At 29.9% G+C, this 19,010-nt stretch carries 23 protein-coding genes; 19 read left to right on the plus strand and 4 right to left on the minus strand.

Features of this window, described 5'->3' with window-relative positions:
* Positions 1 to 25: 25 nt before the first annotated feature.
* Entirely contained in the window at positions 26 to 808 is a 783-nt protein-coding gene (locus CW731_RS06835; protein WP_100946014.1) for a S1/P1 nuclease, read from the minus strand.
* 122 nt (positions 809 to 930) lie between these two features.
* Between CW731_RS06835 and CW731_RS06840 the strand changes: the two genes are divergently transcribed.
* The 8 genes from CW731_RS06840 to CW731_RS06875 all read left to right on the plus strand — a co-directional run bounded on the left by CW731_RS06840 (position 931) and on the right by CW731_RS06875 (position 6,510).
* The gene (locus tag CW731_RS06840; RefSeq protein WP_100946015.1) at positions 931 to 1,791 is read left to right on the plus strand and encodes an SPFH domain-containing protein; all 861 of its coding nucleotides are present in this window, start codon (positions 931 to 933) and stop codon (positions 1,789 to 1,791) included.
* A gap of 42 nt (positions 1,792 to 1,833) precedes the next feature.
* On the plus strand, positions 1,834 to 1,992 hold the full coding sequence (locus tag CW731_RS06845; protein WP_100946016.1) for a DUF4177 domain-containing protein: 159 nt from the start codon (positions 1,834 to 1,836) through the stop codon (positions 1,990 to 1,992).
* Position 1,993: 1 nt separating this feature from the next.
* Positions 1,994 to 2,494 (plus strand): hypothetical protein, encoded by a 501-nt coding sequence (locus CW731_RS15655; RefSeq protein WP_198519863.1) that lies wholly within the window; start codon positions 1,994 to 1,996, stop codon positions 2,492 to 2,494.
* Positions 2,491 to 3,414: an alpha/beta hydrolase gene (locus CW731_RS06855; RefSeq protein ID WP_100946017.1), complete on the plus strand. Its 924-nt coding sequence runs from the start codon at positions 2,491 to 2,493 to the stop codon at positions 3,412 to 3,414. The genes CW731_RS15655 and CW731_RS06855 overlap by 4 nt, the downstream gene beginning before the upstream one ends.
* 1 nt (position 3,415) lies before the next feature.
* The gene (locus CW731_RS06860) at positions 3,416 to 3,580 is read left to right on the plus strand and encodes an Arc family DNA binding domain-containing protein (protein ID WP_081817061.1); all 165 of its coding nucleotides are present in this window, start codon (positions 3,416 to 3,418) and stop codon (positions 3,578 to 3,580) included.
* A 200-nt stretch (positions 3,581 to 3,780) separates the two neighbouring features.
* Complete coding sequence (locus CW731_RS06865) at positions 3,781 to 4,461, plus strand: DUF2490 domain-containing protein (RefSeq protein WP_100946018.1); 681 nt, start codon at positions 3,781 to 3,783, stop codon at positions 4,459 to 4,461.
* Between the two features lie 2 nt (positions 4,462 to 4,463).
* The gene (locus CW731_RS06870) at positions 4,464 to 5,768 is read left to right on the plus strand and encodes a DUF819 domain-containing protein (RefSeq protein WP_100946019.1); all 1,305 of its coding nucleotides are present in this window, start codon (positions 4,464 to 4,466) and stop codon (positions 5,766 to 5,768) included.
* A gap of 37 nt (positions 5,769 to 5,805) precedes the next feature.
* Positions 5,806 to 6,510 (plus strand): DUF4369 domain-containing protein, encoded by a 705-nt coding sequence (locus tag CW731_RS06875; protein ID WP_100946020.1) that lies wholly within the window; start codon positions 5,806 to 5,808, stop codon positions 6,508 to 6,510.
* A gap of 58 nt (positions 6,511 to 6,568) precedes the next feature.
* Here the strand turns inward: CW731_RS06875 and CW731_RS06880 are convergent, their stop codons facing one another.
* A complete protein-coding gene (locus tag CW731_RS06880) occupies positions 6,569 to 7,021 on the minus strand; it encodes a DUF4442 domain-containing protein (protein WP_100946021.1) in 453 nt (150 codons plus the stop codon).
* A 222-nt stretch (positions 7,022 to 7,243) separates the two neighbouring features.
* On the opposite strand from CW731_RS06880, the gene CW731_RS06885 reads away from it, so the two are divergent.
* The 5 genes from CW731_RS06885 (at position 7,244) to CW731_RS06905 (ending at position 11,097) form a co-directional block, all read left to right on the plus strand.
* Positions 7,244 to 7,675, plus strand: a complete 432-nt coding sequence (locus CW731_RS06885; RefSeq protein WP_100946022.1) for a DUF4870 domain-containing protein — start codon at positions 7,244 to 7,246, stop codon at positions 7,673 to 7,675.
* Positions 7,676 to 7,685: 10 nt separating this feature from the next.
* Complete coding sequence (locus CW731_RS06890) at positions 7,686 to 8,030, plus strand: PadR family transcriptional regulator (protein ID WP_100946023.1); 345 nt, start codon at positions 7,686 to 7,688, stop codon at positions 8,028 to 8,030.
* The gene (locus tag CW731_RS06895; protein ID WP_100946024.1) at positions 8,023 to 9,699 is read left to right on the plus strand and encodes a PspC domain-containing protein; all 1,677 of its coding nucleotides are present in this window, start codon (positions 8,023 to 8,025) and stop codon (positions 9,697 to 9,699) included. Before CW731_RS06890 ends, CW731_RS06895 begins: the two co-directional genes overlap by 8 nt.
* A gap of 95 nt (positions 9,700 to 9,794) precedes the next feature.
* Positions 9,795 to 10,520: a head GIN domain-containing protein gene (locus CW731_RS06900; RefSeq protein WP_100946025.1), complete on the plus strand. Its 726-nt coding sequence runs from the start codon at positions 9,795 to 9,797 to the stop codon at positions 10,518 to 10,520.
* A 73-nt stretch (positions 10,521 to 10,593) separates the two neighbouring features.
* Positions 10,594 to 11,097, plus strand: coding sequence for a nuclear transport factor 2 family protein (locus CW731_RS06905; RefSeq protein ID WP_232734742.1), 504 nt, complete (start codon positions 10,594 to 10,596; stop codon positions 11,095 to 11,097).
* Positions 11,098 to 11,286: 189 nt separating this feature from the next.
* On the opposite strand, the gene CW731_RS06910 is transcribed toward CW731_RS06905, so the two are convergent.
* Complete coding sequence (locus tag CW731_RS06910) at positions 11,287 to 12,657, minus strand: lipopolysaccharide assembly protein LapB (protein WP_100946026.1); 1,371 nt, start codon at positions 12,655 to 12,657, stop codon at positions 11,287 to 11,289.
* A gap of 192 nt (positions 12,658 to 12,849) precedes the next feature.
* Here CW731_RS06910 and pyrR point away from each other — a divergent pair, with 192 nt between their 5' ends.
* The 5 genes from pyrR to CW731_RS06935 all read left to right on the plus strand — a co-directional run bounded on the left by pyrR (position 12,850) and on the right by CW731_RS06935 (position 15,965).
* Positions 12,850 to 13,389, plus strand: coding sequence for a bifunctional pyr operon transcriptional regulator/uracil phosphoribosyltransferase PyrR (gene pyrR / locus CW731_RS06915; protein ID WP_100946027.1), 540 nt, complete (start codon positions 12,850 to 12,852; stop codon positions 13,387 to 13,389).
* A gap of 69 nt (positions 13,390 to 13,458) precedes the next feature.
* Positions 13,459 to 14,388, plus strand: a complete 930-nt coding sequence (locus tag CW731_RS06920; RefSeq protein ID WP_100946028.1) for an aspartate carbamoyltransferase catalytic subunit — start codon at positions 13,459 to 13,461, stop codon at positions 14,386 to 14,388.
* A 1-nt stretch (position 14,389) separates the two neighbouring features.
* Positions 14,390 to 14,722 (plus strand): hypothetical protein, encoded by a 333-nt coding sequence (locus CW731_RS06925; protein ID WP_100946029.1) that lies wholly within the window; start codon positions 14,390 to 14,392, stop codon positions 14,720 to 14,722.
* A gap of 11 nt (positions 14,723 to 14,733) precedes the next feature.
* The gene (locus CW731_RS06930; protein ID WP_100946030.1) at positions 14,734 to 15,054 is read left to right on the plus strand and encodes a T9SS type A sorting domain-containing protein; all 321 of its coding nucleotides are present in this window, start codon (positions 14,734 to 14,736) and stop codon (positions 15,052 to 15,054) included.
* Complete coding sequence (locus tag CW731_RS06935) at positions 15,051 to 15,965, plus strand: ribonuclease Z (RefSeq protein WP_100946031.1); 915 nt, start codon at positions 15,051 to 15,053, stop codon at positions 15,963 to 15,965. The genes CW731_RS06930 and CW731_RS06935 overlap by 4 nt, the downstream gene beginning before the upstream one ends.
* Before the next feature lie 85 nt (positions 15,966 to 16,050).
* Here the strand turns inward: CW731_RS06935 and CW731_RS06940 are convergent, their stop codons facing one another.
* Positions 16,051 to 16,413 carry a CoA-binding protein gene (locus tag CW731_RS06940; RefSeq protein ID WP_100946032.1) on the minus strand — a complete coding sequence of 121 codons (363 nt, stop codon included), beginning with the start codon at positions 16,411 to 16,413 and terminating at the stop codon, positions 16,051 to 16,053.
* Between the two features lie 110 nt (positions 16,414 to 16,523).
* On the opposite strand from CW731_RS06940, the gene CW731_RS06945 reads away from it, so the two are divergent.
* Positions 16,524 to 18,968 (plus strand): TonB-dependent receptor, encoded by a 2,445-nt coding sequence (locus tag CW731_RS06945; RefSeq protein ID WP_100946033.1) that lies wholly within the window; start codon positions 16,524 to 16,526, stop codon positions 18,966 to 18,968.
* The last annotated feature ends 42 nt before the right edge of the window (positions 18,969 to 19,010 follow it).

A 19,010-nucleotide genomic window follows, 5' to 3' on the forward strand; every position in this document is an offset into this window, starting at 1 on the left:
TTAGTAAGGTTTTTACACTTAACTATTAGCAAAAAATATCATTCAATATTTTCGCCAAACGAATTCCTCCTATTTGTAACTGATCTCTAACAATACCAAAATGATCGTACGAATACCTGTAGCTTAACTTATCACCAGCTTTTACAGAATTGTACACCTTTTTTGTTACTTCATGAACCTCATCTACCCATTCCACTAAAGTTCCTGCTTCAATAGCTTCAATTTGTTTTTTAGATAAATCTTTCGCGTTGTCTGCCAATTCTAGGTACCCCATATTCCATGCTTCAATCATTTTTGTATCCCAAACAGCATGTAAATTGGTTCCTTTACCAAACCACTGAACTTGTATCGAATTACCACCTTTATCTTCTCTTTGCCCAATGTGCATCGGTTGATGTAAATCTCCTACAAAGTGAACTAACATTTTTAAATGAAAAGATTTATCTTCATCTGAACTGTTTTTGTCTTTTAAAACTTCGATACATTTATTAATTGCTGTAACAACATCTCCTTTTGGGTTTTTCGCTGCATCTGCATAAGACTCATCGATATTCATATTCACATAATGCCAAGAAGAATATTTTCTATACGCTTTGTCTGACTTTATTTCGTCTGCAAACGTAGACACAAATGCTAAACTTTGCCCTTTTAATAGTTTATCTATTTTTCGTTTTGCTTTTTTCTTTAAATGATTTTCAGCAATTTTACCCGTTGCTCTATGTCCGTTTTGCCCCCAAAAAACGACCTCTTCTGTTGTTGGTTTCGCTACAAAAAAGAAAGATATCAATAAAAGTAATTTAAGTTTCATCTGTGATATTTTATATAAGTTGCTGCGAAGTTATAAAAAATAAATGTCAAATTATTTGGAAATCAGTAAAATGATTCGATATATTTGTGATATCAATTTAATATCAAACTAAACCAATTATAATGAAATCAGAAAAAATAATCAAACCAGCTAACGGGTATTTAATGTTAGTAATTGTGCTTATCTTATTTTTTGGAAGTATCGTTTTTTCTATTCAACAAGAAAATCCAATTTATATCTTAATTACAGTCATTAGTTTTATCGGCTTTTTCGGCTTTATTTTAGTGAATCCCAATACCTCTAAAGTTGTTTTATTATTCGGAAAATATGTAGGAACCATTAAAGAGAATGGTTTGTATTGGGCAAATCCTTTTTTTAGAAAGAAAGCAATTTCTTTAAGAGCAAGTAATTTTGATAGTGAACGTTTAAAAGTAAATGATAAGTTAGGAAACCCTATTATGATTTCTACTATTTTAGTTTGGCGGGTTACAGACACCTACAAAGCTGCTTTTGATGTAGATAATTATGAAAACTTTGTACGTGTACAAACGGATGCTGCTGTTAGAAAATTAGCAAGTATGTATCCTTATGATAATTTTGCAGATGAAGGTCATGATGAAGATATTACTCTACGTTCTAGCGTAAATGAAGTCTCTGAGGCCTTAGAAAAGGAAATTGACGAGCGTTTAACCATTGCAGGAATTGAAGTTTTAGAAGCAAGAATTGGTTATTTAGCATATGCGAACGAAATTGCTTCTGCTATGTTGAAAAGACAACAAGCTACTGCAATTGTTGCCGCAAGACATAAAATTGTACAAGGTGCTGTTGAAATGGTAGAAATGGCTTTATATGAATTAAACAAAAGACAAATTGTAGAGTTAGATGATGAACGTAAAGCTGCAATGGTTAGTAATTTACTGGTTATTTTATGTGGAGATAAAGAAGCTTCTCCTATTGTAAATGCAGGAACTTTAAGCCATTAAATTAATAAAAACCTCTAAGCTTAAAAACTAAAACATAGATAAATGAAAGAATATAAAGTAGTACAACCAAAATTAGGATTTAGAAATCGTTTTCAAAATTTTGAAGACTTATTAAACCTTTACGCAAGAGAAGGTTGGCGTGTTGTTGATGTTCACCAAGGTTGGTCTGCAGTTATTCTAGAAAGAAATAAAAATAGATAAAATGAAAGTTTTTAAAGAAGAACAACGTTTTACACAAACTTGGTTAATCGTTCTTTTAGCGGTTAGTATAATTGTACCTATTACAGTTGTGGTTAAAAAGTATTTAGAAGAAAATTCGAATTTGTCTACTACTAAATTTGTGCTGACTTTAACAGGGATTTTAGTTTCTGTTGCTATTATTTTTTCCTTTAAACTGATAACTAGAATTGATGAAAAAGGCATTCACTATCAGTTTTTTCCTTTTCATTTTTCCTTAAAAACAATTTCTTGGAATGAAATTTCGAAAGTAGGTATTAGAACTTATCTTCCTATTAGTGAGTTTGGTGGTTGGGGATTAAGAGGTGGCTTTTTTTTCAATAAAGGAAAAGAAAAAGCAGTAAATGTTTCTGGTGATATTGGTATTCAACTGGTGCTTAAGAATGGAGAGAAATTATTAATTGGAACACAGAAAAAACAAGAAGCAACCAGTGTTTTAAATACGTACAAAAAGAAAATAGTATGACTAGAATTATAATCTATTTCGTTATTTATTTATTCGGAATTTCAGTTGCTATCGCACAAGTGAAGTCCGAAGAAATTATAATACATAATGAAGCAATTGAATTACCTGGAACACTAACCTTTTCTAAAGAAAACACGCCTTTAATTATCTGGGTTCATGGTTCTGGCCCTGTGGATAGAAACGGGAATCAGCCAGCACAAAACGTAAAAGCAAATTATATTAAACAATTTAGAGATGCAGTAAATAAAGAAAATATTGCCTTTTTTAGTTATGATAAAAGAACAGCAAATAAAAACAATCAAGATTTTTTAAAAGATACTAAAGTAAGAGATTTTGCTTTTGATCTAGAAAAAGTTGTTCATCATTTTCATAATGAAAAACGTTTTTCTGAAATCATATTAATTGGTCATAGTCAGGGTTCTTTAATTGCAATGTTAGCTCCAAAAAATGCAGACAAATACATTTCTCTTGCTGGCGCAGGTGAAACCATAGACAAAACAATTGTAAAACAAATTAGTAAAAACAACCCTACTTTAGGTGAAGCCGCACAACAACAATTTGATACGTTAAGAATTAAAGGAAAAATTGAAGTTATACATCCGTTTTTAATGAGCGTGTTTGCAAAACAAAATCAGCCATTTTTATATTCTTGGATGCAACTGAACCCTTTAGAAGAAATAAAAAAACTAACAATTCCTATTTTAATTATAAATGGTGATAAAGATTTACAAGTAAAAATTGAAGATGCCAAAGCACTACACGCTGTAAATAAAAATTCTAGATTAGCTATTATAGAAAACATGAATCATGTTTTAAAAGAGATTCAAAAAGAGGAAGATAATTTAAAATCTTACTATTCATCAGAATTCCCAATTTCAGAAAAACTAATTGAAGCAATTGTTCAATTTGTAAAAAAATAAAATGGCAAAAAAGAAAGCTTTCGCATTGCGAGTTAATGAAGATATGATAAAAGCCATCGAAAAATGGGCTGCAGATGAGTTTCGTTCTACAAACGGACAAATAGAATGGATGTTAATGCAGGCATTAAAAGATGCAAAAAGAGAACCTAAAAAGAAAGAAGAGTAATACTAAAGGTGTCATTGCGAGGCACGAAGCAATCTTTCAATTAACAAGCAGATTACTTCATACTTCGCAATGACAAAATAGAATATTGTTAAAAAAAAACGTTCAATTTTTATTGAGCGTTTTCTATTTTGTATCTTGTTCGCCATTAATAAAAATCAACAAACTTATTCGAATAAAAATCTATTGAACTAATTAAAAATATGCGTAAAATAATTCTATTACTTTGCTTGAGTTTTATTATAAATAAAACTCAAGCTCAAAAATCTGCTGAAGACCAACTAGGTACTTGGTACATGTATAATGGTTCACATAAATTATCTAAAAAATATGCACTTAAAACAATGGCTCATTTTAGATATTATGAACTAACAAGCAAATTTCAACAAGAAATTTACAGATTAGGTGTAAATTACACCTTCAACCAAAAAACCAATTTAACACTTGGTTTAAGTTATGCTACAGGAGATTTAGAATATGATGCTTCTTCTAAGAACCTATATGAATCTCGCTTTTATGAAGATTTAAACTTGAAATCTAATTGGGGTGAATTTACAGGGAAACATCGCATTCGATTAGAACAACGTTTTATTCATAAAAACGGAAATACAGATCAGTTTGTAAATTGGGTTCGTTATAATTTAAATGTTGGTTATCCGCTTTCTAATACCTGGAGTGTTTATGCTTTTAATGAATTATTCTTGCACTTGAATCAATCTAAAAGGTTTGCTCAAAATTGGACTGGTGCAGGTTTTTTATACAAACTGAATAATGCCATCAAATTAAAAGCAGGTTATTTTCAAATTAAAACACCAAACCTAATTCTAAAAAGATTACAATTAGGTATTATTGTAAATACAAATTTTACTAAAAAAACAATTTAACTATGGAACCAATATTTACAAATGATGCAATTGTTTTTGGTATTTTAATGCTCTCTTTAGGGTTCGTTTTTTACACAGAAAGTTTAAAAACTGGTTTTTGGCCTAAGTTTTACAAAATAGTACCAGGTTTATTTATGGCATATTTTATTCCTGCTATTTTTACAACAGTTGGCATTATTTCTCCAGAATGGAAAACAACAAATGCTACAGGCGAAGTTGTAAGTAATTCTTCTCAATTATACTACGTTGCAAGTCGTTTTTTATTACCGGCTTCATTAGTTTTAATGACGTTAAGCATCGATTTAAAAGCAATTTTTAATTTGGGCTCTAAAGCATTAATTATGTTCTTTACAGGAACTGTAGGTGTTATTATTGGTGGTCCTTTGGCTATTTTATTAATCTCTATTTTTTCTCCAGAAACCGTTGGTGGTGCAGATTTTGATGCTGTTTGGAGAGGACTTTCTACCTTAGCAGGAAGCTGGATTGGTGGTGGTGCAAACCAAACTGCTATGTTAGAAATCTACAAATACAATCCTGAAAAATACGGAGGAATGGTTATTGTAGATATTGTAATTGCAAATGTTTGGATGGCAATTTTACTAATAGGAATTGGTAGAAAAGATAAGATTAATAAATGGTTAAAAGCAGACACTTCTGCTATTGAAGAGCTAAAAGAAAAAGTAATCACTTTTACACAAAAAGTAAAAAGAAACCCTACTTTAACAGACTTCATGATTATGCTTTCAATTGCTTTCGGAACTGTTGGTTTTGGCCATTTTGCAGCAAAGTATTTAAGTGCATTTTTCTCTGAATTTGTAGCTTCTATTAACTCACAAACTTGGCGAAATGTATTTTCATTTTTAGGCTCTGGTTTTTTCTGGTTAATTAGTATTTCTACCATTGTTGCGGTTATTTTATCTTACACAAAAGCGAAAAATTATGAAGGTGCAGGTGCAAGTAAATTAGGTAGCATTTTCATTTACATTCTAGTAGCAACTATTGGTATGAAAATGGACTTGAATCAGGCTTTTGAAAACCCTGGTTTAATAGCAATTGGCTTTGTTTGGATGACCATACATGCTCTTTTACTAATTCTTGTTGCTAAAATGATTAGAGCACCTTATTTCTTTTTAGCAGTTGGTAGTCAAGCAAACGTTGGTGGTGCAGCATCTGCACCAATTGTTGCACAAGCATTTCATCCTTCTTTAGCAAGTGTAGGTGTTTTATTAGCGGTTTTTGGCTATGCAATTGGTACTGTTGGCGCAATTTTGTGTACAATTTTAATGGAATTAGCTTCAACCATTTAAAAAAATAAGGCATATTTGCAGACTAAATTTAGAATAAATGAAGAAAATTATAGCAGTTTTACTAGTATCAATTTTAATGATTGCCTGTTCCTCTAAGAAAGATGGGAATATGATTGTTGAAGGAAACATTAAAGGATTAAAAAAAGGAACGTTATATCTTCAGAAAATGAATGATACTGCTTTGGTTTCTGTAGATTCTGTAACTGTTTTTGGTGATGGAAATTATAAATTAACAGACAATGTAGAATCTCCTGTAATGTACTATCTAACTTTTGATGGAAATACGACTGATAAAAGAATCTTGTTCTTTGGAAATAAAGGAACCATTACTATTAACGATAATATTGATATATTTGGATTTAATCCAGAAATTATAGGTTCCGAAAATCAATTGGTTTTAAATAATTTCATGAAAATTAATAATCAATTTAAAAATCAACGTTTAGAGTTCATCAAAAAAGAATTTGATGCTGTAAAATCTAAAGATGCAGATTTAATTGAGAAAGTACAAAATGATTTTAATAGAATGATTCGAAGAAAATATTTGTACACAACTAATTTTGCTTTGAATAACCCAAACTCTGAAGCTGCACCTTATATTGCTTTAACAGAACTATACGATGCTAATATTAAATTACTAGACACGATAAACAACTCTTTATCTATAGATGTTAAAAAATCTATTTACGGGCAACGCTTAGATAAATTTATTGGTGATATTAAAGCTAAAGAAAATAAGTAATTAAGTTTATTTTCATAACACTATTAAGTATCCACTGGTTTTGCAGTGGATATTTTTTTTACTTCACTTTTAAACTCCACTCAAAAGTAAATTTAGAGACCACCACTCCATCTTTATTTTTTCCTTCAGAAACTAAAATAACAACTTGCCCTTCACTTGTTTTAATCGATTCTTGAATTGCTTCTCTAATTTCATTTCCACCAGTACAAGAAAAGAGGATTGTTCCTGTTGCTTTTTTAAAAAATTGTGCCTCTTGGCGTGTAACTAACATAGAAACTTTTCGTTTAGAATCGTCAATTGCTTTCATCATTAAAATACCTGTTGGCATTTCTGCGGCCATTCCTTGAGCTGCCCAAAACATACTTTTAAACGGATTTTGATTTATCCATCTATGTTTTATAGAAACGATAACTTCAGTATCTGTAATTGTAAGTACTCTAACTCCTCCAAAATATGCTAAAGGAAGCTTTATTAGATTAAAAAAATTGACTTTAAACGGTGTGAATTTCATTTTTATTAAGGTAAATAATTTTTATAAAAAACTATATCGAATGCAATATAGTTAAATAAATGACACAAAAACCTAATAAGAATAATAGATACAAAGCCTTTCCTCTTACTTTTTACCACGAATACAAATGTTAAATAAATGTTAAATATAGTACTATGCATTGCACAATACCTTTTATAAGATATATATTTGCATAAGAAAGTATTATACACTTTATAAATTATGAAACAAAACAATCAAAACACCAACGCCTTTTTAATACATATTTCTGCATTTGCAGGTTTTATATTCCCTTTTGGTCATATAATTACACCACTTATTGCGTGGCAAACTTTAAAAGAAAGAAGTCCGTTTTTAGATGAACAGGGCAAGGAAGCTGTAAACTTCAATTTAAGTTACACCTTATACTCTTTTATTTTAACGCTTACATTTATTCCGTTTGCACTCGGCACTTTTTTTAGAAACTTTAATAATTTTGATAATTTCCACATGGATTTTGATTTTAACACCAATAATATTTTAGGTTTTATTGGTTTTGGAACTGCAACAGGAATTATCTATTTAGTAGGAATTGCTTTGGTAATAATTGCTTCGTTAAAAGCAAAAGAAGGAGAGAATTATAAATATCCTTTTACCATAAAATTTATAAAATAAACCAGAATACATGAAGATAGAAAACACAAAAGCACAAATGAGAAAAGGTGTTTTAGAGTACTGTATCTTATCCATCTTAAAAAATGGAGATGCATATACTTCTGAAATTCTTTCGACACTAAAAAGTGCAGAAATGATTGTGGTTGAAGGAACCATTTATCCGTTATTAACGCGTTTAAAAAACGCAGGATTATTAACATATAGATGGGAAGAGTCAACCTCAGGACCACCAAGAAAATACTATGTTTTAACCGAAAACGGAGTCCTGTTTATAAAAGAATTAGACAAAACATGGGGTAATTTAGTAAACGCAGTTAACCAAGTAATTAGCACAAAACCAACTTCAGATGAATAAGACAATAAATATTAACTTAGGCGGATTTTTCTTCCACATAGACGAAATTGCCTACCAAAAATTAAGAAGATACTTAGAATCTATTTCTAAATCTTTAAGCGAAGACCCACAAGGAAAAAACGAAATTATCGCAGATATAGAAGCACGTATTAGCGAGCTTTTGTCAGAAAAAATTACAGACGCTAGACAAGTTGTAAATGAAAGCGATATCGAAGATATTATTGTAATTATGGGCCAACCAGAAGATTATACAGAAGCAGAAGAAGCGTATTCAGATGCTAGTTATTCTTATACAAGAAACAGTTCTTCTGGAAAAAAGTTATTTAGAGATGGCGATGATAAGTTTTTAGGAGGTGTTGCTTCTGGTATTGCTCATTATTTTGATATCGACACTATTTGGATTCGTTTGGGGTTATTAGCCTTATTTTTCGGAGCAGGGTTTGGAATTCTTTTGTACATAATTCTTTGGATTTTGTTACCTGAAGCTAAAACTACTGCAGAAAAATTACAGATGGAAGGAGAACCCGTAAACATCGATAACATTGAAAAAAAGATTCGTAAAGAGTTTACAAATGTTTCAGAAAATGTTAGAAATGTAGCAAACCAAGCTTCAGAAAAATTTAAAGATGGCGCAAATGAGTTTTCAGAAAAAATGAATCAAACTTTTTCAGCAAAGACAAAAAAAAATAACGGCTTACAAGATTTTTTAAATGCTATTGGTAAAATTATTCTTGTCTTCTTTAAAATTTTAGGGAAATTTATAGGAGTAATTTTAGTATTTGTAGCTGCTGCTGTTATTTTATCTCTAATTGTTGGAGGGTTTTCTGTTGGAAGTTTAGAATTTTTAAATATTGATAGCAACTTTATAAGTTATCCACAATTTTTCTACGAAGCAACTTTACCTAGATGGCTATTAACGCTTTCTATTTTTACTTTAGTTGGAATTCCGTTTTTAGTATTGTTTGTTTTAGGACTTAGAATTTTATCTAGCAACGTAAAACAATTTAGTAAAGCCACCTCTTTAACGCTATTAGGAATTTGGATTATCGCTTTATTAACAATCATATTTACTGGAATAGAATTCGGAGCAACACATGCAAATTATGGTAAACATGTTGAAAAAAACACTTTAAATATTGCTAAAAACGACACACTTGTTTTAAAAATGCAAAATGACGACACTATTTATTATCAGCATAACTTAAGAAGAACTTCTAGAAAACACGAAGTGGAAATTGATAATAAACAATTTGTTTATACAAATGATGTTCGTTTAGATATAAAAAAGAGCAATTCTGGTACTGCATACATTGTTGTGCAAAAAGAATCTTATGGAAGCAGCAGTGTAAAAGCAAGTAAAAACGCTGAGAAAATTCAATATAAATACACCATTAAAGACAATGAAATAATTTTAGATGCTTTCTTTTTATCTGATATAAAAAACATTTTTAAAGATGAAGAAATAGACATTACTATTTTTATACCAGAAACAACCAATGTTTATTTTGATTATTCTGTAAAGACCTTTTTAAATGATGTTAAAAATGAGACTAGAATTGATGACAGAGACATGGTCAATCAACACTTTATAATGACAGATAAAACATTAAAGTGTACAGATTGCATACAAGAAATTGAAGAAAACGATATAGACGAAAAAACTATTTAATACAATTCAACCTAAAGAAACAACAACTGAGCAACCAAATTTAGATCGTTTGCGTCTATTAAAAGATATTTACGATCTAAATTGAAACCAACATCATGAAAAAATCAATCAACCAATTTTTAATAGTTCTTTTTATAGCAACCATTTTTACCTCTTGTGGCGTAGACATGCTAAATAAAGTGAACGGCAACAGAAATGTTGTAGTAAAAGAACGCAAACCACAAGACAATTTTTCAGGTATAAAAGTAAGTACAGGAATCGATTTATATATTAGTCAAGGAAACAAAAACGCTATTACAGTAGAGGCTGATGAAAATTTACACGATCTAATTATTACAGAAGTAAATGATGGTGTTCTAAAAATATATACAGATAAAAATATTTGGAGAGCCAAAGCAAGAAAGGTATATGTTACTGTAGAAAACCTTACCCTTTTAAAGGCAACAAGTGGAAGCGATGTGTATAGCGAAACAAGTATAAAAACAAATGAAATTTCTATTAGCGCAACAAGTGGTGCAGATATTAAAATTGAAGTGGAAGCAGAAAGTGTAGAGACAAACGCTACAAGTGGCTCTGATATTGAAATTTATGGAACAACAGTAAATCACGCCTCTAACGCAACAAGTGGAAGTTCTATTGATGCATATAATTTAAAAAGCGAAAATGTTATTGTAAAAGCAACAAGTGGTGCAGACATAAATATTTACGCATCTAAAAAAATTGATGCAAAAGCAACAAGTGGTGGAGATGTAGATTTTAAAGGAAACCCAACAACGGTAAACAAAAAATCTTCTTCTGGCGGAAGCGTTTCTAAAGATTAAAAAAAGAGCAACCAACCAAAAGTAATGATTTATTTGTGTCATAAAAGCCTAAATAATTTGTAAAAAATAAACTATGAATTCATTCTTAGAACCGTTTAGAAATTCTCTCATTTTTAAAATTTTAATGGCAATTGTCTTGTTTCTATATACTTGGGTTACAAGTGCACAGGTAAATGAGATACCTAGTTATAAAGTATCAAATATTGAGATGCACAAAGAGATTGTAAAAATGGATAGCATTTATTTTACAGCTTATAATACTTGCGACTTAAAAACTCAAGCTTCTTTGTATGATGATGATCTAGAATTCTTTCATGATAAAGGAGGTTTGTCTACTGATAAAAAAGAGCTTTTAAAATCCTTAAAAGAGAATATTTGTAATAAAGTTACAAGAACACTTATTAAAGGGAGTGTAGAAGTATACCCTATAAATAATTACGGTGCAATTCAAATTGGATATCATAAATTTTATAACAAACAAGAACCAAATGCAATTGCTATTCCTAGTAAGTTTATTGTTGTTTGGAAAAAAGAGAATGAAAATTGGAAAATGACTAAAGTAATTAGTCTTCATTAAAAAATATAAAATTATTAGAAAGCTAACTTCTAATATAGTTACTAATACTTGGTTTTATTAGTTTACTTGGTAAGACGCTGTTTTGTAAAAAACAGCGCTTACTTTTTCAATTAAAATTTAATACTACAAAACAGAAAAACCTGAATTATACAATTCAGGTTTTTAATTTTTATATACAGTAGAAAGTAATTATTCTATCGCTTTTTTATAATTTGTCAATAGCTTTTGCACAGCTACATTATCATAAACAGATGGGTATAGTTCGTTTAGAATCATATGGTACTCATAATCTATCTTCATTCCTTTAATTAAATGAGTTAAAGCATATTTCTCTTTATTCAGTATAAAAAATAAACCAACCAACCTGTACTCTATTTCGGCAAAATTTTTATGCAGTTTCTGAGCTTCTAACAAAACTTTTAAAGCATCATTAAACTCACCTAAGAAAGACAAAACATCTGTTAAACCTATGTAAATTTCTGGAGAAGTATCGCCTAGTTTCAAACAGCTATTAAAACCTATAACGGCTTCTTCAAAAAAGCTTAACTTTAAATTTATCTCTGCATAACGCCTCCAATACAAAGCATTATCCTCATCAATCTTTAAAGCTTTTGCAAGGTAATATGCTGCTTTTTGATAATGCTCTTGCTCGAAATATAAATTGGTTAACAAAATCCACCCTTTATCTAACAAAGGGTCTTCATGAACCGCTTTTTTATAATTAGAAACAGCTGCTTCTAATTTCTCTAATTTTTCATAACATTCTCCAATTCTTATGTACACGTATGCCGTAGGATCATCTAATTCTATAGTAATTAAATAATTATCTATCGCATCTTGGTAATTGCCTAATTGTTCTAACGTTTTTGCCTTTTCTAAGTAACCACCTAAAAAAGATTCATCAATTAAAACAGCATAATCAAAAGCAATTAAAGCCTCTTTATAGTTTTCTAAAACAAAATATTGCCTTCCTAATTGATGCCACGCGACCTCGCAATATGGATTTTTATCTATGTATGAGTTTAAATAATTGATAGCTTCTTCATGTTCTTTCTGCATATCGAAACAATACACAATATTATAAAGCGCAGAATAGTCTTCGTAATCTGCTTCAATACAATTTGCAAAGTTTATTCGTGCATTTCTAAAGTCATCTAAATACAAATATTCCATTCCCATTAAAGACCAAACATCTATCTTATCATCTGTAAAAGTAAGTGCTTTTTCTAGGTTTAAAATTGCTTCTTTATGAAAACCTTTTTTAGAATCTATGGTTGCTTTTTGAATAAAAACTTCATCATTATTGGGTGAAGAAAGTTCAATTTTCTTCAACAAAACAGACGCCTTATCAACTTCATTTTCAATCAAATGTAACTCTACCATTAACAACCTTAAGTCAATAGATTCTGGGTGTTGTTCTAACCCCAATTTTATTGCTTTTTTTGCTAAAGATGTTTTACCAACATCTAAATAATGTACAATGATTTCTTCAAACTCAACCAAATCAAAAAAATAGATATTGTTGGTTTTAAGCATGGATTCAAATTTTAATAGAGACATAACTATGATATTTGAATTAGTAGATTAAAGGTACTGTAACTCTTTTACTCTATATAGAATTGCTCTTTTTGTTTTCAACAATTTAATTAACAAAAAAGCGTATTTTATTTAGCCTTAAATAATTTTGTGCATACATAAATTTACGCTAATTTTGATTTTCAATAACTATCATCTTAAATTGGTAGCATTCTTATGAGCAGAAAAACCTTATTGAACTCAAAAGATATTGAAATTATTCTTCATCGATTGGCTTGTGAGCTAATTGAAAACCATAATGATTTTTCTAATACTGTTTTAATTGGTTTACAACCTAGAGGTTCTTATTTAGCCAATAGATTAGCCAATTTATTAAAAACAGATTACAATATTAAAAACTTAGAATTAGGTCTTTTAGATATTACTTTTTATAGGGATGATTTTAGAAGAAAAGAGACTCCTTTAGCAGCAGAAACTACAGAGATGAATTTTCTTGTTGAAGATAAAAAAGTTGTTATAATTGATGATGTTTTATTCTCTGGAAGAAGTATTAGAGCTGCATTAACTGCAATTCAATCTTACGGAAGACCAGAAAGTATTGAATTATTAGTTTTAATAGACAGACGTTTTAGTAGGCATTTACCAATTCAGCCAAATTATAGAGGTAGACAAGTAGATGCAATTAATGAGGAAAGAGTTTTAGTAACTTGGAAAGAAACTCATGAAAAAGATGCTGTTTTTATAGAACTTAAATAATTCTTTCAAAAATATTTTAAAAGAAAAAATGAAGAAGAATAAACAAATATCTAACTTAAAAACGTTGATGTGTCAGAATTAAGCGTAGAACATTTACTGGGAATTAAGTACTTAAAACCTAATGACATTGATGTTATTTTTAAAACTGCAGATCATTTTAAAGAAGTAATTAATAGGCCTATTAAAAAAGTACCTTCTTTAAGAGATATTACCATCGCTAATTTATTTTTTGAAAATAGCACAAGAACAAAACTTAGTTTCGAGCTTGCAGAAAAGAGACTTTCTGCAGACGTAATTAACTTTTCTGCTGGTCAGTCATCCGTAAAAAAAGGAGAAACCTTAATAGATACCGTAAACAACATTTTAGCTATGAAAGTAGACATTGTTGTGATGCGACATGGAAATGTAGGTGCTGGTGTTTTTCTTTCTAAACATGTAGATGCTAAAATTATAAATGCAGGTGATGGTACCCATGAACACCCAACACAAGCCTTATTAGATTCGTATTCTATTAGAGAAAAACTAGGCACTGTTAAAGGCAAAAAAATAGTAATTGTTGGTGATATTTTACATTCTAGGGTTGCTCTATCTAACATTTTTGCACTGCAATTACAAGGTGCACAAGTAAAAGTTTGTGGCCCAACAACCTTAATACCAAAACACATTACTAGCTTAGGCGTAGAAGTAGAAACCAATTTAAAAAAAGCTCTAGAATGGTGTGATGTTGCCAATGTTTTACGTGTACAACATGAAAGAATGGATATTAAGTACTTTCCTTCTACTAGAGAATACACGCAACTTTTCGGTATCAATCAAGATATTTTAGACAACCTTGGCAAGAAAATTGTAATTATGCATCCAGGTCCTATAAATAGAGGAGTAGAAATTACAAGCGACGTTGCAGATTCTAACGATTCTATTATTTTGAATCAAGTAGAAAATGGTGTTGCTGTAAGAATGGCTGTTATTTATTTATTGGCCCAACAAATAAAAAGATAACATGATTGTTAGTAAAAAACCTAAGTACACGTTAATTTCTTCGGATGAAAATTCGTTCAAAGAATTTCAAAACGTACTGTTCGAAAAAATAAATAGTTTTCAAAAAGAGAACTTAATACTTCAAATTTCTGAAGATATTAACATAGAAAACAAAGATTTTTTACTATTTTTGGATACAGCTGAACAAAAACTACAAAATGGCACATCGTTTGTAGTGGTTAATTCAACTGTTAATGTAGATGATTTTCCTGAAAACCTAAATATCGTGCCTACTTTACAAGAAGCAGAAGATATTTTAGAAATGGAAGCAATAGAAAGAGAATTAGACTTTTAAAAAGCAAGTGAATGATTAAAAAAATACTTTTTGTTTTACTTCTATCAGTTTCTTTTATCGGTTTTTCGCAAGAAAAAACGTTAGAAGATTTATCTACTGCTCCTAACCCATTTACAAATTCTACTAAAATTACTTTTAAATCTTCGTTAGATTCTTCTATAATTCTAACAGTAAGAAACGTTTTAGGAAAAACAGTTTTTAAAAAAACATACAAGATTAAAACTGGCAAAAACAGCCTTACGTTTTATAAGAACGATTTGTCTACAGGAATGTATATTTACAGCATACAAAGTAACAAAAAAGTAATTTCTAAACGTTTTGTTATTAAATGATAAACCTTACTATTCTAGGTTGTCATTCTGCAACACCGCGTGTAAACGCTTTTCCAACTTCACAATATTTAGAAATTAATAACAACCATTTTTTAATAGATTGCGGTGAGGGTACACAACGCCAAATGCGAAAATACAAAGTCGGTTTTTCTAAGATAAATCATATTTTTATTTCTCATTTACATGGCGACCATTTTTATGGCTTGGTAGGTTTATTATCTACCTATGGTATGTTAAGCAGAGAGAAAGAAATGCATATTTTTGGACCGAAAGGTATAAAAAAAGCAACTTTACAAATGCTAAAAATCTCTGAATCTCATGCGAATTTCAGTATGGTTTTTCATGAGTTGTCTTCTAAAGAAAGTGAACTGATTTATGAAGATGACAGAGTTTCTGTAAGAACAATTCCTTTAACACATAGAGTGTACACAAATGGTTATCTATTTACAGAAAAAGAGAAACCAAGAAAACTGAACATGTTAAATATTAGCGGTTATCCAGAAATTGATAAAGCTGATTACTTAAATATAAAAGCAGGTAGAGATGTTACATTGCCTTCTGGTGAAGTTATATTAAATACTGAATTAACAATAGATCCGCCAAAAACGTTAAGCTATGCCTTTTGTAGCGATACAAGTTACAAACCTTCTATTGTGCCTATTATAAAGAACGTAGATTTATTATACCATGAAGCTACTTTTCTAAACGACAGACAAGATTTAGCTAAGAAAACGAAACATTCTACTTCTATTGAAGCTGCAAAAATCGCAAAAGAAGCTACTGTTGGTCAGTTAGTAATTGGGCATTATTCGGGTAGATACCCAGATACTTCTATGTTTCAAAAAGAAGCTGAAACGGTTTTTGAAAATGTTTCTTTAGCAAAACCTGGTGTTATTTTTACGGTAAAATAGTTGCTATTAATTAATTATCAATACTTCTACAAAAAAACGTCACACTCAAGCTTATCCTTCTTAAATAAAGTAGCAAGGTTAAATTTTAATACTGATTTGTTGCTAATAAAACCAACGTACAAGCAATTTCACTTTCAATATTATTTTCTTGTAACAATTTCACAAACTCCATATTTTCTGTACCAGGATTGAAAATGACTCTTTTTGGCTGCAAACTGATAATGTAGCTATAATATTCTTCTTGTCTTTTCGGATTTAAATACAACGTAACTGTATCTATATTTTCATACGGAATCTTTTCAGTATCAATAGCAACACCAGCAATAACCCCTTTTTTTAAACCTATTGCAACAACTGATATATTATTTGCTTTTAATTTTTTTATCGCTCTGTTAGAATACCGCTCTTCTTTTAGAGAAGCTCCTAAAACCAATGTTAATTTAATCATCTATCTAAAATATTTTTATGTTAACAATATGTTAAACAAAGTTAATTCTAGTAACAAATATAAACATTGAGGCGTCTATATAACATCCAATCAAAAATAAATCATCCAAAATGAAAAAATTAATTCTCTTTGCAATTCTATTCACCTCTGTAAGTTCATTTGCACAAATGAGCAAAGAAAAATTACTAAAACCAGGAATTATCACTGGAAAAGTGATAGACAAACTAACAAAACAATCCTTACCATATGTAAATATTGTGGTAAGAGATTTAAATAAAAAAATAATTACTGGTGGTATTACCAATGAAAAAGGAATCTTTGAAATTAAGGATCTTCCTAAAGGAAAAAGCTTAGTTGAAGTTCAGTACATTGGTTTTAAGATTATTTCTAAAAAAATTGATATAACCGACGAAAACAAAAAAATTAACTTAGGAACCCTTGTTTTAGAAGATGACAATGCCTCTCTAAATGAGATTGTAGTAAGAGCAGAAACCTCTACTGTTGTACAAAAAGTAGATAGAAAAGTAATTAACGTTGGTAAAGATTTAACTGCTGCTGGTACAACTGCATCCGAACTTTTAAACAATGTACAATCTGTAAGTGTAGATAGCCAAACGGGGTCAATAAGCTTAAGAGGTAATGATAATGTTCGTGTTTTGGTAGATGGAAAACCAACTAACATTTCTGCCGCTCAATTGCTAAAGCAAATTCCTTCAACTTCTATAAAAAGTATCGAATTAATTACAAATCCTTCTGCAAAATACAATCCAGAAGGAATGAGTGGAATTATTAATATTATTTTAAACAAGAACGCAAATATGGGCTTTAATGGCTCTGTAGATACAGGAATTACTGCTGGTCATTACGTTAGATATAATGCGTCTACAAACATGAATTATAAAACGGGGAAAGTAAATTTCTTTGGAAATTATGGTTACAATGGAGGTGATAATTTTAACACGGGTTTTGTAAACAGACCTGGACAAAATAATCAGAATTTTCGTTTTATAAACGACAATCAATCTCATTTAGTAAAAATTGGAGCAGATATTTATTTGAACGACAAAAATACTTTATCTCTTTATACCACTAAAAATTGGTTTAATGGTGATGGAAATGGAAGAACACTTGTAAACACAGCTAATGATGTTTTAATTAGCAACGCTAGAAACGTTCAATTACAAGAAAACAAATCGAATACTTACAATCTAAATTATAAAATTGATTTTGAAAAAGAAGGTCATAATTTAGAATTTGAAGCGACGTACTCTACTACAGATTCACCTGAAGATGCAGAAAACACAGATGTTATAAAGAAACCAAGTGAAGATGATTTCAAAATTTACAATTATACAAATGATATTGTAAACGACAGAAACAATACGTTGATAAATATAGATTATACAAACCCAATTTCTAAGGAAGGAAAATTAGAATTAGGTTTAGAGTATAGAACTAACAATACAGCGAATACAAACCTTACAGACCAAGAAAAGGAAATAAGAAACACTTCTGGAACAATTACTGGATATGAAAGAGTTGGAAATTCTGCTTTTGATTATGATAGAAAAATATATTCTGGTTACGCAAACTATGCTCACAAATTTGGAAAACTAAACATGCAATTAGGTGCAAGGTTAGAACAATATGAAATAGACGGAACATTTAATCAAGAAACTGTTGCAACAGAAAAGGTTACAGATAAAATTTTTACGATATATCCGTCTGCTTTTTTTACATACGAAGCTTCAGAGAAAGATCAATTTCAAGTAAGTTATAGTAGAAGGGTTGATAGACCAGGTATTGGGCAATTAAACCCCATTAGAGAATGGAGTACCCCTTTAATTACCTCTATTGGTAACCCAGAATTAAATCCTCAATTTACAAATTCTTACGAAATAAATTATACGCGTCAAATTAAAGGAGGTTCATTAACTTTTGGTACTTTTTACAGAAAGATTAATGACAATATCTCTCGTATAACCTATGCAGACCCGTTAGATCCTAATGTAAAACAAATCTTATCTTTTACAAATTTTGAAGATACCAGTTCTTACGGATTAGAATTTTCTGCAAACTATAAAGTAAATAATTGGTGGAGAATAAACTCTAGTATGGATTTTTATTCTCAGAAACAATATGGAATTGTAAAACAAAACACGCCAAGAATTGAAATAACAAATGAAGTTTTTAATGCAAGAATTAGCAATAGTTTTAACGCATCTAAAAACCTAAAATTCCAATTATTTGCAATGTACAGAGGACCATCTGAAGATATTCAGTGGAAAGTTGAAAACATGTGGATGGTAAATACAGGTGCTAGTTTAACTGTTTTAGATGGAAAAGGTACTATTAACTTTAGAGTAAACGACATCTTTAAAGGAATGAAATTTGCTTTTAATTCTTCTAGCCCTTTTGTTCAAAACGGGCGTTTTAATTGGGAAAGTCAAACAGCTTATCTAGGTTTTAATTATCGTTTTGGTAGTGGGAAAAACAAAGCAAAAAGAAGAAGACAAAGAGATGATAACACCAAAGAAAGTGGCGGTGCTTTTTAATAAAACGAACATAGTTATTTGATATAAAACCTCATTTTTTGC

The sequence above is a fragment of the Polaribacter sp. ALD11 genome, assembly GCF_002831685.1.
Lineage (GTDB): Bacteria > Bacteroidota > Bacteroidia > Flavobacteriales > Flavobacteriaceae > Polaribacter.

What these genes read in the sequence shown, in the direction of transcription:
- CW731_RS06835 (WP_100946014.1), bottom strand. Translation starts at nt 808, where the DNA reads ATGAAACTTAAATTACTTTTATTGATATCTTTCTTTTTTGTAGCGAAA.
- CW731_RS06840 (WP_100946015.1), top strand. Translation starts at nt 931, where the DNA reads ATGAAATCAGAAAAAATAATCAAACCAGCTAACGGGTATTTAATGTTA.
- CW731_RS06845 (WP_100946016.1), top strand. Translation starts at nt 1,834, where the DNA reads ATGAAAGAATATAAAGTAGTACAACCAAAATTAGGATTTAGAAATCGT.
- CW731_RS15655 (WP_198519863.1), top strand. Translation starts at nt 1,994, where the DNA reads ATGAAAGTTTTTAAAGAAGAACAACGTTTTACACAAACTTGGTTAATC.
- CW731_RS06855 (WP_100946017.1), top strand. Translation starts at nt 2,491, where the DNA reads ATGACTAGAATTATAATCTATTTCGTTATTTATTTATTCGGAATTTCA.
- CW731_RS06860 (WP_081817061.1), top strand. Translation starts at nt 3,416, where the DNA reads ATGGCAAAAAAGAAAGCTTTCGCATTGCGAGTTAATGAAGATATGATA.
- CW731_RS06865 (WP_100946018.1), top strand. Translation starts at nt 3,781, where the DNA reads ATGCGTAAAATAATTCTATTACTTTGCTTGAGTTTTATTATAAATAAA.
- CW731_RS06870 (WP_100946019.1), top strand. Translation starts at nt 4,464, where the DNA reads ATGGAACCAATATTTACAAATGATGCAATTGTTTTTGGTATTTTAATG.
- CW731_RS06875 (WP_100946020.1), top strand. Translation starts at nt 5,806, where the DNA reads ATGAAGAAAATTATAGCAGTTTTACTAGTATCAATTTTAATGATTGCC.
- CW731_RS06880 (WP_100946021.1), bottom strand. Translation starts at nt 7,021, where the DNA reads ATGAAATTCACACCGTTTAAAGTCAATTTTTTTAATCTAATAAAGCTT.
- CW731_RS06885 (WP_100946022.1), top strand. Translation starts at nt 7,244, where the DNA reads ATGAAACAAAACAATCAAAACACCAACGCCTTTTTAATACATATTTCT.
- CW731_RS06890 (WP_100946023.1), top strand. Translation starts at nt 7,686, where the DNA reads ATGAAGATAGAAAACACAAAAGCACAAATGAGAAAAGGTGTTTTAGAG.
- CW731_RS06895 (WP_100946024.1), top strand. Translation starts at nt 8,023, where the DNA reads ATGAATAAGACAATAAATATTAACTTAGGCGGATTTTTCTTCCACATA.
- CW731_RS06900 (WP_100946025.1), top strand. Translation starts at nt 9,795, where the DNA reads ATGAAAAAATCAATCAACCAATTTTTAATAGTTCTTTTTATAGCAACC.
- CW731_RS06905 (WP_232734742.1), top strand. Translation starts at nt 10,594, where the DNA reads ATGAATTCATTCTTAGAACCGTTTAGAAATTCTCTCATTTTTAAAATT.
- CW731_RS06910 (WP_100946026.1), bottom strand. Translation starts at nt 12,657, where the DNA reads ATGTCTCTATTAAAATTTGAATCCATGCTTAAAACCAACAATATCTAT.
- pyrR (WP_100946027.1), top strand. Translation starts at nt 12,850, where the DNA reads ATGAGCAGAAAAACCTTATTGAACTCAAAAGATATTGAAATTATTCTT.
- CW731_RS06925 (WP_100946029.1), top strand. Translation starts at nt 14,390, where the DNA reads ATGATTGTTAGTAAAAAACCTAAGTACACGTTAATTTCTTCGGATGAA.
- CW731_RS06930 (WP_100946030.1), top strand. Translation starts at nt 14,734, where the DNA reads ATGATTAAAAAAATACTTTTTGTTTTACTTCTATCAGTTTCTTTTATC.
- CW731_RS06935 (WP_100946031.1), top strand. Translation starts at nt 15,051, where the DNA reads ATGATAAACCTTACTATTCTAGGTTGTCATTCTGCAACACCGCGTGTA.
- CW731_RS06940 (WP_100946032.1), bottom strand. Translation starts at nt 16,413, where the DNA reads ATGATTAAATTAACATTGGTTTTAGGAGCTTCTCTAAAAGAAGAGCGG.
- CW731_RS06945 (WP_100946033.1), top strand. Translation starts at nt 16,524, where the DNA reads ATGAAAAAATTAATTCTCTTTGCAATTCTATTCACCTCTGTAAGTTCA.